The following is a 14,906-nucleotide window of genomic DNA, read 5'->3' on the forward strand; positions in this document are numbered from 1 at the left end:
ATTTTGTTAAGTTTTATTAATTCCTACATTCTCTTAATAAGTTCTGTATAATAACCTTTCCAAAATCATTGTGTTCCTCTATTAGAAATACTGTTTTTCTCTGCAATACTATTTTTCTAAAGTATCCGACAAAATTTGACAAACACAGTCAGCTATATTTGTTATGATGTTCTAGGTATTTCGCTTGACTACATAGAGGTTCTGAAAAAAACATATTTAATGACTGTTCGTAGAAGGAGAATACAACATGGAAACACAAACCTACAAATACCCTAGACAAAAGATTAATGGGATTTGGCTAATAATTGCCGGTATAGCAATGTTTTTACTTTTAATAAAATATAACGGCTATCCAAATGTTTGGCCTTTTATCATCGTTTACATATTGGGCATGATTTGGCAATTAAACTCTAAAACTAGGAAAAAGTTAGCAGTTGGTCCTGGAACACCAGAACAAAAAAAGTGGTCTAATTCTTCAATCATTCTATTGGCCATTCTAGTTTTTCTTATTTTCCATTTCTTTTCCGATGACTATAGAATTTGCTGGTTATTAATTCTTTTAGCTGTAGGTGTTCATTTTTTAGCTTTTATTCCAGTACACGGAAAATTAATGATCTTTTTATCAATTAGTTTGGTAATTAATGCGTTCATAGGATTAATTATTACTTATGTAAGTCTAGATATCTTTTTTGTAATAGATGGACTAATAAAAATCTTATTTGGTGGTATCTTTATTAAGCTAAGTCCTACTAATTTTTAAAAAATTAGTATTCTGTTTCACAGTGAACCTCGGAGATAAGCAGTTAGCTTTTGCTAGCTGCTTCTTTTATTTATGAAAAAAGGAAATTTCCATTCAAAATTAGATTTAACACTGCATGAAAACTTATTAAATCTTTAATTCTTTCAAAATCACTCGAATACTCTTAACCCAATTTATTCTCTTGCAAGAAAAAACTTCTCTTACTGAACTCTTCTAGTTCTAAATCTTCTTCATCAATATCTATCCCATAATCATAAAAATAATATTCTTTTACTACATTTTCATCTGCACCAACTACAAGCAATTAAAAGGGGTGTTATCCTGCTGTTTTTCTATGAAATACATATCTTTTTTATACTCATTCTCTTCAAATTCAAATCATAGTAAAAACTAATTACATTGAATGCTAGGAGAAATCCTAGTATTTTTTTATTTCTCTCATATCAGTCGGTCCTTTCCATTTCTCCTCACTTTCCCACTTCTTTTTAAGCTTTCCAACATAAGTAAAGCTACAATCATACATAATACTAAATTCCTTTTGATTCATACGATACGGTTCCCCTCCGTTCAATCTATTTACTTATGAATGGATTATTTTTTTGAGTTCTAATATGCAATAGTGCATATTTCGTACTTTCAATTTTTACACATGCAATAATTTATTTATAAAAATACAAAGTATTAGTAAGGATGATTTTTATGAACAAATTCCGAAAGAAGATTATTAAATCGTTACAAACATTTTGGGGAGGCTTAGCATTCGGTATATTAATTTTTGCTATCTTTTTAATTATGGATCTAACAGATACACCTTTAAATACATTAAGCTTGAGAGACTGGATAGGTTCTGCAGTAGGCGCAGCCATTATATCTGTAGGGATATTTACTTTAAGTAAATTGGATTTAAAATAAATTCCCCGTCAATACTGTATATAAACTTTATGACATAACTCATTTGAAGTTGTTTTCTTTGTATCTCCTTGTATTGAGCAGTTAGCTTTTGCTTGCTGCTCTTTTATTTACGAAAAAAATGAGGTTCTTTATAATAATTCTTCTTTATTTCTCAATATAAAGAGCCTTGGATTTTGGTTAATAATCTTTTACTATATGAACAAAGAGTAATTAAAAGACTTACTCTTTGCTATTGAGGGAAGAGCCTGAGAGCCATATCAGGCTCTTCCTTGTTTATATACGCTGTAACCAAATAACGATTTTATTAAAATTTAATTCACGGCTTATTTTCAATTTCCATATACTTATACGGACTATAACAAATATACAATATAGTTCTTGGTCAAAGAGCGCCATACGCCCTTACGGTGCCCTTCTTTATTCAAATAATGATTTTGTTAAAAACTTACATGTATATACTTTTCGTTATATGATTAAATTATCAATATATTAGAATTTTTAATTATAACAGAAACAATTATGATTTTGTTATATATATGTTTTGTAATGAGTGCAGTTTTTAGCTTGATAAAGAAATTTCGAAAACCACAAAAAAACCAGTTCTTGATTTTAGTTGATTCTCTAATTTTGCTAGGAGCTTTATTCCTAGTAAGTAGTATTTTCATCTAAATTACATAACGAGTACTCCATTAAGGAGCAAAGCAGCCTAGCGCAAGCTGACTGCTTTTTTTATTAAATTAAATATTTTGTAGAATTTTTAAAAATTTATATATGCTTATAATAAATAATTAGTTATACTATTAAAGTTCCTGACAGTCATTAATATGGAATCGACAATTGCAAAAACTTTACTTCCTTAAGTCCTAGCACTTTGAGCTAGGACTTTTCATCATTCAAATCACATACCACTCTAAATTAAATCCTCTACACCTAAACCCGTAGTACTTTTTATCGATTCCAAAACTGCTCCGTACTTTCTCCATACAAACTTGTAAACTAATTTCTTATGTTCTTTACAAACTCATCATACAACATGGCTTTCACATCAAGGATTTCAGGCATTCGCTTCACCCCTTTTGATTTCTCTCATATCAGTAGGCCCTTTCCAGATACCCGTTTGTTTCCATTGTATTTTTTCCCAACATACGAGGATAAGATCATACATAATACCAATATCTTTATCCGGTATACCTTGCATGTTTAAATTACTGACAACCTCAGGTGCTAAACCACTCGGAGTTTTCCTTCATATATACCTTCCTTGAATACATTGCAGTTTCTCTAATCCAAATTGATCTATCACTACTTCTGATGCAGTAAAAGTCGATAAACAAAAACCGGGCTTTGCATTTGCCATCTTTTTTACTATCCTAAGCAAGGTTTCTCCTGTAGGATACTATACTTACAAAAGACAATACGAAATCCGAGTCTTCTTCAACGCGCGTATTATACAGTGAATATAAATATTGAGCTCATCGATGTAGATGCTCTTATTAGCATAATGAAGGCATAAATATTAAAGAACTAATTCTATACAAGGATTAGCTCTTTTCTTACAACCAATCCAATATCAATTATTTTTGCAAAATCCCCCTATAACATCTGTTATACTGTATATTGAAATTTAAAATACTTAAGGGGGGATAAGGATGGCAAAAGTAATTAATGAAAAAGAAGAAAAAAAGCGCAGAGGGTGCGGATGCTTTGGGTGCCTAGGTATTATTATTTTATTAATTATTTTAATTGGCTCTTGCGCTAAAGATTCGGATAACGATAAAACCGACAAAGCCGCTACTACTATTAAACAAGAAGAAACAAAGAAATCTGAGGAATCAAAGGAAGACGAGAAAAAACAACAAGATCTTCAGAAGCAACAAGAGGAACAAAAGAAACAAGAAGCTGAACAAAAAAAACAACAAGAACTTCAGAAACAACATGACGAGCAGCAAAAACAACAGGAACTTCAGGAACAACATGACGAGCAGCAAAAACAACAAGAATTGAAGAAACAACAAGAGCAACTAAAGAAACAAGAAGCTGCTACTCAACCCAAAACAAATCAAGTAACAGAACAAAACAGTACTTGTACTATCAAAGGTAATAAAAATAGTAGGGGCGAGAAAATTTATCATATGCCTGGTCAACAGTTCTATGATAAAACGAAAGCTGAAGAAATGTTTTGTTCAGAAGCCGACGCAAAATCCGCTGGTTATAGAGCATCAAAAAAATAAATTAAAAAACCGGCTTCTCATGAGTCGGTTTTTGTTTTTCGATCATTACCTTTAACATACATTAATCAAATATGAAAAGTAGAAGATCTGCTCAAAAGTAAAAGCAGACCTTTAATATTAAATCCCCTTTTCCCCTATTTACTTCAATTATTTATTCGCTTCATAAGCAGTGATATAGTATATTTTTTGTTGAACATTATGATTATGGATAACTACCGAATTTCTTTGACACCTATTCCATTATCCAATTACCACTAAATATTGACTTAATTTGTAAACGTAACTATAATTTTAATTGCTATATTTGTATTTATCAATAAAACAAATTAATTAATTTGTAAAAAATTACTTATTAGGAGATTACTTATGAAATTCAAACAAATTATTTTAGCAGGCGCTGTTCTTACTTCATCAACATTTACCTCTTTGACAAATGCACACGCTGAGACTGGATTTCGCGATGTTCCTTCAGATCACTGGTCTTATAAAGCAATTATGGATTTAAAAGAGAGAAATATCTTTTCTGGTTATGGAAATGGTATTTTTGGTTTTGGCGATCCTATTACACGTGGTCAAGTTGCTAGATTATTATATGCTTATTTACAACCAGTGGATGATCCTTCTTTCAAAAATCCATTTAATGATGTAAAAGGTACTATGTTCGAAAAAGAAATCTTAGCAATCACAAAAGCAGGGATTATGAGCGGATATGGTGATGGAAAGTTCGGACCAAACGAGGTCCTAAATCGTGAGCAATTGGCAGCTGTTCTAACACAAGCATTTCAATTAAAAGCAACATCTATAACTACATTTAAAGATGTTGAAAAAAATTATTGGGCTACTAACGCAATTAGTGCACTACAAGAAAATAAAATTGTTGTTGGAACAGGAAATAATATGTTTGAACCCAAAAAAATTGTAACTCGTGAACAATATGCGCAGTTTCTATATAATACAATGAATACGGTAGTAGTTAAACCTGAATTAACACCTTTCGGTATCCCTAGTTCTATGTTTACAAATGATTTTTATTACGACAGTAACAACTGGAAAAACGCTTCACCAGTGCTAAAAAAATCTGTATCTAATGAAGCTCAAAATTTAATTACCAAAATAAACAAGAAATATAATGAAGATTATAAATACGCTAGCGCCTCTGTCAGCAGTATGGGCCTTCCTGAAAGTGTACAGCTACGAACTTCTAACCCTAATTTAGGAAGGATTTATGATTTAGGACAAGGGCAGTTCTTTGTAGAAGGTGAAGATGAACATGATTTCTATATTATGTTTATAATTGATAACGCAACTGTTGAATTAGCAAAAAATTGGATTACTTTAATAAATTCAGATCTTAATCTAGATAAAGAAATTAATGATGTTATAGCAATGCCTTCAAAAAAAGCAAGCGGGCGAGATTATCACACTTACTTAGATAAAGGTAAATACCAAATCGAGTTAGGCACAAGGACTCAAACAAAAGACTATGATTCATTATTCATAGGTGTTAAAAAAAATAATTAATAGATAATAAAAAAACAAGGACTCATCGAAGACTTTGTTTTTTTATTTCACTTCAAATATTTATAGTATCACTTATGCACATCTAACCATCTAATAAAATTTTAAGTTCAGAGTTTGCAAGGTTTATTGTTAATACATTTTGTATATTGTACAACTGGATTCGATTTGAGTACTAACTTTAAGTTTAATGAATTAGTGAATATAAACTAAAACAAAATAAAAAGAACCATCTCCACTACAGGAAACGGTCCTTATTCACCTCACATACACATAGGCTTCATTTGCTGTTACATAGTATGTTTTTCCTTTGCTATTGTGTACTTTATATTGTGACAATCCATTGACATTTACTTTCGCATCTATCGTAAATCCTAATGCTACATCTACAAGACCAGCAACATCCTTATCCTGCCAAGATGGAGATTCATAGCAGTGTAAATTGGCCTCTTTAGAAATAACCCTTTTAACAACTACAGTAAAGGCTACTGTCCCATTGTAACGAATGTATGAGGAATCATAATAAATCCATTCATTACCTCCAAGGTCTAGCCAGCTTCCTACTTTATACGCTTCTCCTTTTTGTAGTTTGCGAATGACACTATTCCATGTTGATGGTCCAGAACGAAGGTTTACATTGTATCCCTCAATATATACAACACCATTTGCCTCCACTGTGCTAGATAATTCATTTGACTTTTGTGGTTTAACATCAACAGGAACAAATCTTGCATTTGCTACCAGACCTGCGCCCATGCTCGATATTTTGCAGATGCAATTTGAATTTTTTCATCCCAATCAACTGCATAGTGAACAAATGCTGAACGCCATGTACGAGACTCATATTTTTGAATATTAATTGCTGGTGCCTTAGGGGTAGCTTTAGAATGTGCCACAACACCTTCATAAGTACCAACACCGTAAAGGTAAGTTTATTAGTTACATCAGGAATAAGTAGCATTCTATCAACAATTGTGTTTGTTCCAATTGATATTACTAAAATCATTGCAATAACTATGGATAAGATATGCTTCTATTTCTTTTTCATTTCCTATCGTCATCCTTTTTCATAATTTTCGTATGGTCAAACAATCCACTTGCTGACAATCCGATAATCATTCCTTGAAATATATTCATTTTGATATCTTGAGACAAAAATAAAACACCTAGCATAATGCCAAGCGTTAAATTAAATAAGGGAATATATTTTGCTTGTAATCCAGTTGTTTTGGCGATTTGTGATAGTCCTATAACAACCCCAATCATTGCCGTAATTTCAATCATTACATACCGCCACCTTTTAAGAAGAAGGTCAGAGCCGCTCCAATTATTCCACCAATAATAAGGCGTAAGATCCATGTTGTATTAGCACTAATCTTATCTAATTGCTTATTAATATTAATAATGTCTTTTTCATTACCTGTTGTCCGCATTTCTAAACTTCTAATCTCTAATCGTATGTCCTTAATATCTTGCCTTATTTCCTGAACATCACCTTTCATCTCTTGCAAACCATCCATATCGCCACCTCTTTCCCACTTCTTATTTGATTTAGAATCCTTCATTACATATGCTTGGCTTTATGCTTCATTATTTAGTTCCTTCTTTTTTTCTGTCTCATCTATATGTCCCTCGATAGAATCCCCAGCATCAACTTCTGCAGGAACTTCTACTGCTGAATCCACTGCTTTAACAATGGAAACCGTAATTGGACTACCTCTAAATAGTTCCACGTTAACATTAAAATTGCTAGCGGTAATAATCCCGGCATTCACTAAATTATCTACAACATCATCAATTTCCATGAATTTATTGTCATTACCTGGAATCACATCCTCACTCGGAGCTGGATTTTGAATGAATTGCATAACTAACTTCTCTAATATTGGAATAATTTGATTGATAATTTGGCTCTGTAATTGATTGTCCTCTGGATATTTATTTTGGATAGGATTTGTCATCTTGTTCTCTTTCCCCCAAAAACAAAAATAGAGCAGCTGATAGCTGCTCCATTTTTGTTTTCTTTTCAGTTGTATTTTTGTTAATTCTTCAGTTTTTAATTGTACTTAGAAATCTTCTATTGATACGTTTAAAAATATCTTCTAATGTGTTTAATTTATTTGTGATTACACTATCTTTTTTATTGATTTTTCACTTGAACCATACACCTTTGGCAAAGCCAGATATGCATTACTACTCTAAAATCTCCAATGATTTTCTCTTTATTCACTTAAATACGTGCTTTCTAATATCTTTATAAAGAATAGTCTCAGCATTTATGCGGTCTTTAAACAAACTGATTTCTGATCTAATCCTTTCATTCTTGAATCAAGGCATGAAAGCAACGTAGTCCAAGACAATAGTACCATTTTTTATTCCTGGTCATAGCCAGATTCCAAAACAAATAGTCACTCATATGAATGGACCTTAACCTTTTATCGAATATCTACAATGTCAAAGTGTTTCTCTGGTGTCCAACGACTCCCACCAATATCAATCCAACCTTCTTTACGGAAGAATACTGTAAGAGGTTCTTTTGAGTTAATACTGCCTTTGTATGCGCCGTTAATTCCATCACAATAGCTTACTTCATATCCTTCTGGAAATTTTGATATTGCTTTGAAGGGTCTCCAATAATAATGCTCTGCTTTTACCCAACGGCTTCTACCTAAATCTAACCATACATCATTGTCCTCTCCCCAGTACGCATCCCAGTATAATACTTCTGCTGCTGTCGTAAAGTCCCCCAGATAGTTACCGTGTGGTCCATCGTAATAGTTAATACCATATCCTTCCCAGTATATTGATCTTGCCATCCCAATCCCCTCTGGTTGCGGTGTACCAACAACGCCACCCTTACCTATAAACCATTCAAGAGATTTTTCACTGTTTAAATAATTTAAATCTACATTACCAGTTACGCCTGCAAGACTACCTGTTTCTGTATACTGCCATAAATCACAACTATACGCTGGTTTATTTCCATAACGTGGAATCCAAAGGAAATCCGCATTCACAGTATTAAGTCCATAGCTTGTATACATGTGGTGTGATACATATAGACCCACTTTCCAACCTGCTGCACGGCACGTATCAATAAATGCCTGCGAAGCTTTTGCTAAGTTAGCCGCTCCACAACTTGCTAAGGTATCATCTTCTACATCTAATACTAAAAATTTTGCTTCTTTATCAGCGCGCGCCATAAAATCATTTGCTTCTACAATAGCATCCTGAACACTTACATAACATCCATAAGCATAGTGCCCAAATGGAACACCATAGTCTTTACAGCCTTGCACATACTCTTTATAACGTTTATCAATTGTCCTTGATCCATATTGTACACGTATAATAGCAAGGTCTAGCTCCTTACTAGCTGCAGCCCAATTTATTGAATTATTGTGATGAGATAAATCTGCAATTTTCTTCATTTCCATTCGCCTTCTTTCCCCTATAAAAATTTAAGAATAAAAAAACAACTCTTAACAGAGTTGTTTTTATCGAATATCTACAATGTCAAAGTGTTTCTCTGGTGTCCAACGATTCCCACCAATATCAATCCAGCCTTCTTTACGGAAGAATACCGTAAGCGGTTCTTTTGAATTAATACTGCCTTTGTATGCGCCGTCAATTCCATCACAATAGCTTACTTCATATCCTTCTGGAAATTTTGATATGGCCTTAAAAGGTCTCCAATAATAATGCTCTGCTTTTACCCAACGGCTTCTACCTAAATCTAACCAAACATCATTATCTTCTCCCCAGTACGCATCCCAGTATAATACTTCTGCTGCTGTCGTAAAGTCCGCAATATATTTACCGTGTGGTCCATCGTAATAATTAATGCCGTATCCTTCCCAGTATATTGATCTTGCCATCCCAATCCCCTCTGGTTGCGGTGTACCAACAACACCACCTTTTCCCAAGTGGTCTAACGGATTCACAGCATTACTCTTATTCATATTCCAGCTGCCTTTATGCATTTCAAAATGTAAATGCTGACCATAGGCTTCTCCTGTTTCTCCCATAACCCCGATTGTTTGTCCTTGTGTAACATAATCACCTTGTTTAACTGTACGGGAGCCACTTCGCATATGAGCGTATACAGTTTCCCATGTAATCCCATTAATATTATGGACAATCATAATACACTCGCCGTAACTAGTTGAAAAATACGAACGACTAACTTGCCCGCCAGCTGCTGCATAAATTGGATGATAGCCTGCTTCGGCAAGATCAATTCCATGATGATTTGGTCTGTCACCCCTAAAACCACTTGTTACTCTCGTTGTATCTGTTGGATAAATAAATGTTGCCATATAAATCTTCCTTTCTATTTCTATATTGTCTATATTTATTATTTTTAAATATATTGTAGGTTTTCCAACCTTAAAATGAACAAGACAGAACATTTCCCTATCTTTATCTACTATTAAAATATCCATCTTGTAACTATAAGTTAAATGTCACTGAAATTAGCCAAAGATATTGAAAGCTATTATTCTATATAACTAACTCTTCTTGCCTAAAACACCGTTTAAAGATAAAAAACAACTCTTAACAGAGCTGTTTTTTTATCGAATATCCACAATGTCAAAGTGTTTCTCTGGTGTCCAACGATTCCCACCAATATCAATCCAGCCTTCTTTACGGAAGAATACTGTAAGCGGTTCTTTGGAATTAATACTGCCTTTGTATGCTCCGTCAATTCCATCACAATAGCTTACTTCATATCCTTCTGGAAATTTTGATATGGCTTTAAAAGGTCTCCAATAATAATGCTCTGCTTTTACCCAACGGCTTCTACCTAAATCTAACCAAACATCATTATCTTCTCCCCAGTACGCATCCCAGTATAATACTTCTGCTGCTGTCGTAAAGTCCGCAATATATTTACCATGTGGTCCATCGTAGTAGTTAATGCCGTATCCTTCCCAGTATATTGATCTTGCCATCCCAATCCCCTCTGGTTGCGGAACACCGTCTGCATTAAAATCTACATATTGTTTAACAATTTCAGCGTAGAAGAAATTCCCTCCATTTTTATATCGGTAACCACCATTGTAGGCCACAGCAATCGGGTTACTATATCGAACCATGGCACCTGTTGTATTTCCAAGTGATGGCGCAACAACCGTTTTAGAATACAGATCTGCGACCGGTAATGAATGTTGTTTATTGTTAGAAGCTAACCAGCGAAGGTAAGCTCGTCCAAAATTATATGATTGAACAATGGCACTTAAATCTGTAATACCATTTTTTTTCGCATCATCAAAAGCTCCTTTTAAATGCTTTACTCCATAATAAATTGAATCTTTAGGATTTTTAATTGTATTCATTGGCCAGCCTTGTGATTCACTTGACTGCATAATATCAGGTGTTTTTTCAGAATTCCCGTCACTTTCCACCATAATGATTCCAAGTACGTAAGGAACCAACTCAGAAACACCTTGTGCAGAACATTCACTTTCTACCATCGTTTGCCAACGTAACACTTGTTGTGGCAGATTCTTTGTTTTAGCTGAAGCCGCTAATATACTCATTATTAAACATCTCCTTATTTCCCTATTATTTTTGTCTAAAATACTACTACTTTATGAAATATGACTATCAGTCAAATGGCCATTAATCTATAAAATTACTTCATTTTGCTCACCTCCTTTCACAACAAAAAGAGCAACCATAAAAATAGTTGCTCTTTCGTCGAAATCTTATATTACTACTATAATTCACTTTTTCAATACTTTCTGTACACTGCATGTAGCCTACAAAAAGGTAACATTAAACCCCCTCTAAAAACTTGACAATCTTTCTTATTTCCGCATGTTTTCGTCGGATATAGCCTGTACTATAATGCAAGTCAAACGCTATTTGTTCTAAAGTCATTCCATCAATATACTTCATTTTGAGTATTTGATGATCTAATCCTGCAAACTTATTAATTAAAACCTTTAAATTGAACATTTCATTCATCTTACATCCTAATTCATATTCAATAGCTTCAATCCGATTTTCTACTTTAGCCCCATCTGATTCAGCAGTTAATCGTACATTTTGCAAGTCCCCACTAGTCCAGCGCTTTAACTCTACTTTTGATTTATCTAAATTATATTCTAAATATGCGATTTCTTCTTCTAGTTTCTGATAATCCTTCAGCCAGTCAAACATATAATAATCCTCCTACTTTTCTTTATTTTAATTCAGTTTTTATTGTTATCACTAAAGATAATGTAACCTTTATAATCCATTTAATTGAATTTACGAATATTGATTATGATTTATATTTTCTTAATAAAGCTTTTAATCTCTCACGCTCTTCTTCAATAGTTAACTCATTATTTTGTCTAGGCTGCTCTTCTGGAACTTCTTCTATTTCACGTAGCCATTCTGGTACCAGTTCTTTTCGTTTGGTATACCCTGACCTAAATTGTTTTTTATTCTTACAAAAATCAAACTGTGCATCTAACACAACTACATCATTAAGTGTTTTTACTTTTTGACTTTCCCAATTTTTAAGAATTCCACGTACATACCTCCACTTTGGTATATTCTCATCAATTGATCTCTTTACTGCTTCCAAAATTAGTTCACTACCTAATGCTTCGCAAAATTCACCGAGCTCTGCAATAGCTATTTCACTTAACAGTATCCCATTCCTCAGCAAAAATTTATAACTTATTTTGAAATCTTCATTTATCAATCTTTGTGAGAGTGATTTTTCCTTATTATCATGATGATGATCCTTATTTTGTGTATCAGTATTTAGTTCTTTAGTACTTTGTATATTAGTATTTAGTAGCTTACGATTTTCCACCAGTAGATTCCCATCAACAGGATTTTCAGCAGGTAGGTTTTCCACTGGTGGAAAACCTACCACTGGGATTTCGTAAATAATTGTCTCCCATCTTACAATTTTATTTTTTTCATCTCTTATCGGAAATCTTTTAATGTATCCATACTCTTTTAATTCCTTCATTCCAGCTCTTAAGCTATTAATACCATCTTTTGCATGTTGAGATAATTCCTCTCTATAAAAAACCCAATCATCTGGAAGTGTAAGTATGTATGCTAATATCCCCTTCGCCTTCCAAGAAAGCCTTTCATCTTTTAACCCTGTATTATTTATGACGGAATAATTATGATCCTTTTTAACTCGAAAAATCCCCATAATATCTCCCCCTCCATTATTGTTTAGAACAAATATCTACTTTCAAAGTTCAGTACTCACTACCATTAACTTTCTCATTACGAAATCTATTTTCCACCCTTTTCACACCAACACGAAGTTAAAAAGAACTTAAAGTTCGATTTATTATTAAAAAAAATATCATCTACACTCATATCAAAAAACTGTGCAATCTTTTTAGCAATTTTCATTGAAGGAGTTCTTTCTTTTTGATCAATCATTCGAATATAACGCTCTGTAACTCCACAATAACTAGCAAGTTCTTTATATAACTTCTTTTCCAAATCGTACATTTTGTTACCCATTAGTCCACCTCCGTAAGAACAATTAGTTCTAAATACAGATTAAAGAACTAATTGTTCTTTGTCAATGCAAAAAAGAACTTTTTGTGCTAAGATAAATCTATAAAGAACAATTAGTTCAATTAGAGAGGTGAACAATGTGATAGGAGTTAGAATAAAATCCTTACGAAAAAAAGAAAATTTAACACAAAAACAACTGGCTGAAAAAATTGGAGTATCCCAAAGAATGATAGGTTACTACGAATCAGAAGAAAGATTCCCTCCACATGATGTTCTAACTAAATTAGCGGATTGCTTTTCAGTTTCAGCTGACTATTTGCTAGGACGAGCTGTTACGGACGAAAAAAAGAAGCAATTAACGCCGAAAGATGAGAAAGACATAGCAAAAAGAATGGAAGAAATAAAAAAGGACCTTCAAGGAGAAGATGGGTTAATGTTCTCTGGTGAACCTATGAGTCAAGAAGCTGTAGAATCACTATTAGATGCAATGGAGTACATTGTCAAACAAACGAAAGTAATCAATAAAAAATACGTGCCTAAGAAATATCGTAGTCCAGACGATAACTGATGCGAGCTTAGGAGGGAATACATTGAAATTCGTCATTAGAGATCTAGTCCAACAACTTAGTACAAAATACAACACGACAAACCCCTATGAGCTTGCAGATTACTTAAAAATACATGTACTAACATGGGATTTACATGAAGAAATAAATGGTTTTTATAAATATGAAAAAAGAAATCGTTTCATTGTTATTAATACTAATTTATCTCCATCTATGCAGAAAACTGTTTGTGCTCATGAATTAGGACATGCGGTTCTTCATACTCATGCAAATACACCTTTTCTGCGTAAGAATACATTCTTTTCCGTTGATAAATTAGAGATAGAAGCAAACACGTTTGCTGCGCTTTTGTTAATTGATAAAAAGACCATTCAGCCTGGTGATACAAAAGCATGTATAGCATACAAAAATAATATTCCAGTTGAACTTTTGGAATTTTACAAGCCTTGCTAAAGGAATTAAGACATTTTAATTATTGGTTCAAACACTGACGAAAAAAAGAGAATATTCCATCGTTACAGCATAGGAAATGAAATAATATCTAATGTTTAAAAAATCTATACAGTTAAATCGAATATAAAAATGCACCTCCAATTGTTAATTATGTGTCTAACAATTGGGGTGCACTTCAATCACAGTCGGTCTTTTTCGAAAAATCTTTAACCTCTAATATTGTCCATATTTCCCTGTACGAAAATCGATACATTACTTAAAATATTATTTTGCTTGTACAGAAACGTGTAATATAGAGTAATCTGGATTTAGAGTAACTACTGACTCTCCAGGGCTTATTGAATGTAGAGGACTTATAGCTATTTCTACGCTATGATTATCTTTTTCAAAACGATTGATATAATCCTTATTATTTTTTACAAAACTATCAATTTCTTTTTTTAATTCTGGATTTGGATTTACTAATTTATCAATTTCTTTATCAAGTGTGAAATTCGGATTTATCATATGCATCCAGTTTTTCGCTAGCTCAACAGTTGATTTGTCAACGACAAACACGAAATAGAAATTATCTGCATCCTTCCCAACAAACGAAAATGAACCATGAGAATCAATCATTCTTGGCAAATTAGGAGTATATAGATCAATTTCTGATGCTACGTATCTATATCTTAAATTCGCATTATATTTCTTATTTACTTCAGTAACAAGATTTTGACCTTGTTTAGAAATAGATTGCTCTCTTACAGGTGAAATTTCAATGGAATATCTATCAAAGAAAAAATCATCTGTCACTAACGCATTGGGAATACCTATTGGTGTTACTCCTGGTTTTGTTTCTGGCTTTGTCTCTGGTTTTGTTTCTGGTTTTGTCTCTGGTTTTGTTTCTGGTTTTGTCTCTGGCTTTGTCTCTGGCTTTGTCTCTGGCTTTGTTTCTGGCTTTGTTTCTGGTTTTGTCTCTGGCTTTGTTTCTGGTTT

The 14,906-nt window shown here is 33.0% G+C and carries 17 protein-coding genes and 3 pseudogenes; 6 read left to right on the forward strand and 14 right to left on the reverse strand.

Annotated elements, in window-relative coordinates; translation table 11 throughout:
- Positions 1-247 precede the first annotated feature (247 nt).
- Positions 248-760, forward strand: a complete 513-nt coding sequence (locus tag FS802_RS16990) for a DUF6609 family protein (protein WP_098654108.1) — start codon at positions 248-250, stop codon at positions 758-760.
- Positions 761-923: 163 nt separating this feature from the next.
- Here the strand turns inward: FS802_RS16990 and FS802_RS31140 are convergent, their stop codons facing one another.
- Positions 924-1,064 (reverse strand): hypothetical protein, encoded by a 141-nt coding sequence (locus tag FS802_RS31140; RefSeq protein WP_176542281.1) that lies wholly within the window; start codon positions 1,062-1,064, stop codon positions 924-926.
- Positions 1,065-1,178: 114 nt separating this feature from the next.
- The gene (locus tag FS802_RS31610) at positions 1,179-1,307 is read right to left on the reverse strand and encodes a hypothetical protein (RefSeq protein WP_255291789.1); all 129 of its coding nucleotides are present in this window, start codon (positions 1,305-1,307) and stop codon (positions 1,179-1,181) included.
- A 152-nt stretch (positions 1,308-1,459) separates the two neighbouring features.
- Here FS802_RS31610 and FS802_RS16995 point away from each other — a divergent pair, with 152 nt between their 5' ends.
- Complete coding sequence (locus tag FS802_RS16995; RefSeq protein ID WP_048559838.1) at positions 1,460-1,672, forward strand: hypothetical protein; 213 nt, start codon at positions 1,460-1,462, stop codon at positions 1,670-1,672.
- A gap of 1,249 nt (positions 1,673-2,921) precedes the next feature.
- Here the strand turns inward: FS802_RS16995 and FS802_RS17005 are convergent.
- Positions 2,922-3,100, reverse strand: a pseudogene (locus tag FS802_RS17005) (FtsK/SpoIIIE domain-containing protein); the annotation flags it as partial.
- A gap of 221 nt (positions 3,101-3,321) precedes the next feature.
- On the opposite strand from FS802_RS17005, the gene FS802_RS17010 reads away from it, so the two are divergent.
- Together FS802_RS17010 and FS802_RS17015 are read left to right on the forward strand one after the other, a co-directional pair.
- Positions 3,322-3,903 (forward strand): sunset domain-containing protein, encoded by a 582-nt coding sequence (locus FS802_RS17010; RefSeq protein ID WP_144525231.1) that lies wholly within the window; start codon positions 3,322-3,324, stop codon positions 3,901-3,903.
- Between the two features lie 366 nt (positions 3,904-4,269).
- Complete coding sequence (locus FS802_RS17015) at positions 4,270-5,424, forward strand: S-layer homology domain-containing protein (protein WP_098654112.1); 1,155 nt, start codon at positions 4,270-4,272, stop codon at positions 5,422-5,424.
- A gap of 255 nt (positions 5,425-5,679) precedes the next feature.
- Here FS802_RS17015 and FS802_RS17020 read toward each other — a convergent pair.
- The 10 genes and pseudogenes from FS802_RS17020 to FS802_RS17070 form a co-directional block, all read right to left on the reverse strand.
- Positions 5,680-6,427: pseudogene (locus tag FS802_RS17020) on the reverse strand (hypothetical protein).
- Between the two features lie 38 nt (positions 6,428-6,465).
- Positions 6,466-6,705 (reverse strand): holin, encoded by a 240-nt coding sequence (locus FS802_RS17025; RefSeq protein WP_098654113.1) that lies wholly within the window; start codon positions 6,703-6,705, stop codon positions 6,466-6,468.
- The gene (locus FS802_RS17030) at positions 6,705-6,941 is read right to left on the reverse strand and encodes a hemolysin XhlA family protein (protein ID WP_088107189.1); all 237 of its coding nucleotides are present in this window, start codon (positions 6,939-6,941) and stop codon (positions 6,705-6,707) included. The genes FS802_RS17025 and FS802_RS17030 overlap by 1 nt, the downstream gene beginning before the upstream one ends.
- A 60-nt stretch (positions 6,942-7,001) precedes the next feature.
- Complete coding sequence (locus FS802_RS17035) at positions 7,002-7,382, reverse strand: hypothetical protein (protein ID WP_098654114.1); 381 nt, start codon at positions 7,380-7,382, stop codon at positions 7,002-7,004.
- A gap of 474 nt (positions 7,383-7,856) precedes the next feature.
- Positions 7,857-8,852 (reverse strand): GH25 family lysozyme, encoded by a 996-nt coding sequence (locus FS802_RS17045; protein ID WP_098116629.1) that lies wholly within the window; start codon positions 8,850-8,852, stop codon positions 7,857-7,859.
- A 66-nt stretch (positions 8,853-8,918) separates the two neighbouring features.
- Entirely contained in the window at positions 8,919-9,740 is an 822-nt protein-coding gene (locus FS802_RS17050; protein WP_088107191.1) for a M23 family metallopeptidase, read from the reverse strand.
- 255 nt (positions 9,741-9,995) lie between these two features.
- The gene (locus tag FS802_RS17055) at positions 9,996-10,964 is read right to left on the reverse strand and encodes a lysozyme family protein (RefSeq protein WP_144525233.1); all 969 of its coding nucleotides are present in this window, start codon (positions 10,962-10,964) and stop codon (positions 9,996-9,998) included.
- A gap of 238 nt (positions 10,965-11,202) precedes the next feature.
- Complete coding sequence (locus FS802_RS17060; protein ID WP_098654116.1) at positions 11,203-11,589, reverse strand: hypothetical protein; 387 nt, start codon at positions 11,587-11,589, stop codon at positions 11,203-11,205.
- Between the two features lie 103 nt (positions 11,590-11,692).
- Positions 11,693-12,589 (reverse strand): DnaD domain-containing protein, encoded by an 897-nt coding sequence (locus tag FS802_RS17065; protein WP_144525235.1) that lies wholly within the window; start codon positions 12,587-12,589, stop codon positions 11,693-11,695.
- A gap of 86 nt (positions 12,590-12,675) precedes the next feature.
- On the reverse strand, positions 12,676-12,912 hold the full coding sequence (locus tag FS802_RS17070; RefSeq protein ID WP_098654118.1) for a helix-turn-helix transcriptional regulator: 237 nt from the start codon (positions 12,910-12,912) through the stop codon (positions 12,676-12,678).
- Between the two features lie 136 nt (positions 12,913-13,048).
- On the opposite strand from FS802_RS17070, the gene FS802_RS17075 reads away from it, so the two are divergent.
- Positions 13,049-13,477, forward strand: a complete 429-nt coding sequence (locus FS802_RS17075) for a helix-turn-helix domain-containing protein (RefSeq protein ID WP_016089863.1) — start codon at positions 13,049-13,051, stop codon at positions 13,475-13,477.
- A 22-nt stretch (positions 13,478-13,499) separates the two neighbouring features.
- Positions 13,500-13,928: an ImmA/IrrE family metallo-endopeptidase gene (locus FS802_RS17080; protein ID WP_016136186.1), complete on the forward strand. Its 429-nt coding sequence runs from the start codon at positions 13,500-13,502 to the stop codon at positions 13,926-13,928.
- 264 nt (positions 13,929-14,192) lie between these two features.
- Here FS802_RS17080 and FS802_RS17085 read toward each other — a convergent pair.
- Positions 14,193-14,906, reverse strand: a pseudogene (locus FS802_RS17085) (S-layer homology domain-containing protein); the annotation flags it as partial.

Source organism: Bacillus sp. DE0042 (genome assembly GCF_007680225.1).
In the GTDB taxonomy this organism is placed as follows: Bacteria; Bacillota; Bacilli; order Bacillales; family Bacillaceae_G; genus Bacillus_A; species Bacillus_A wiedmannii.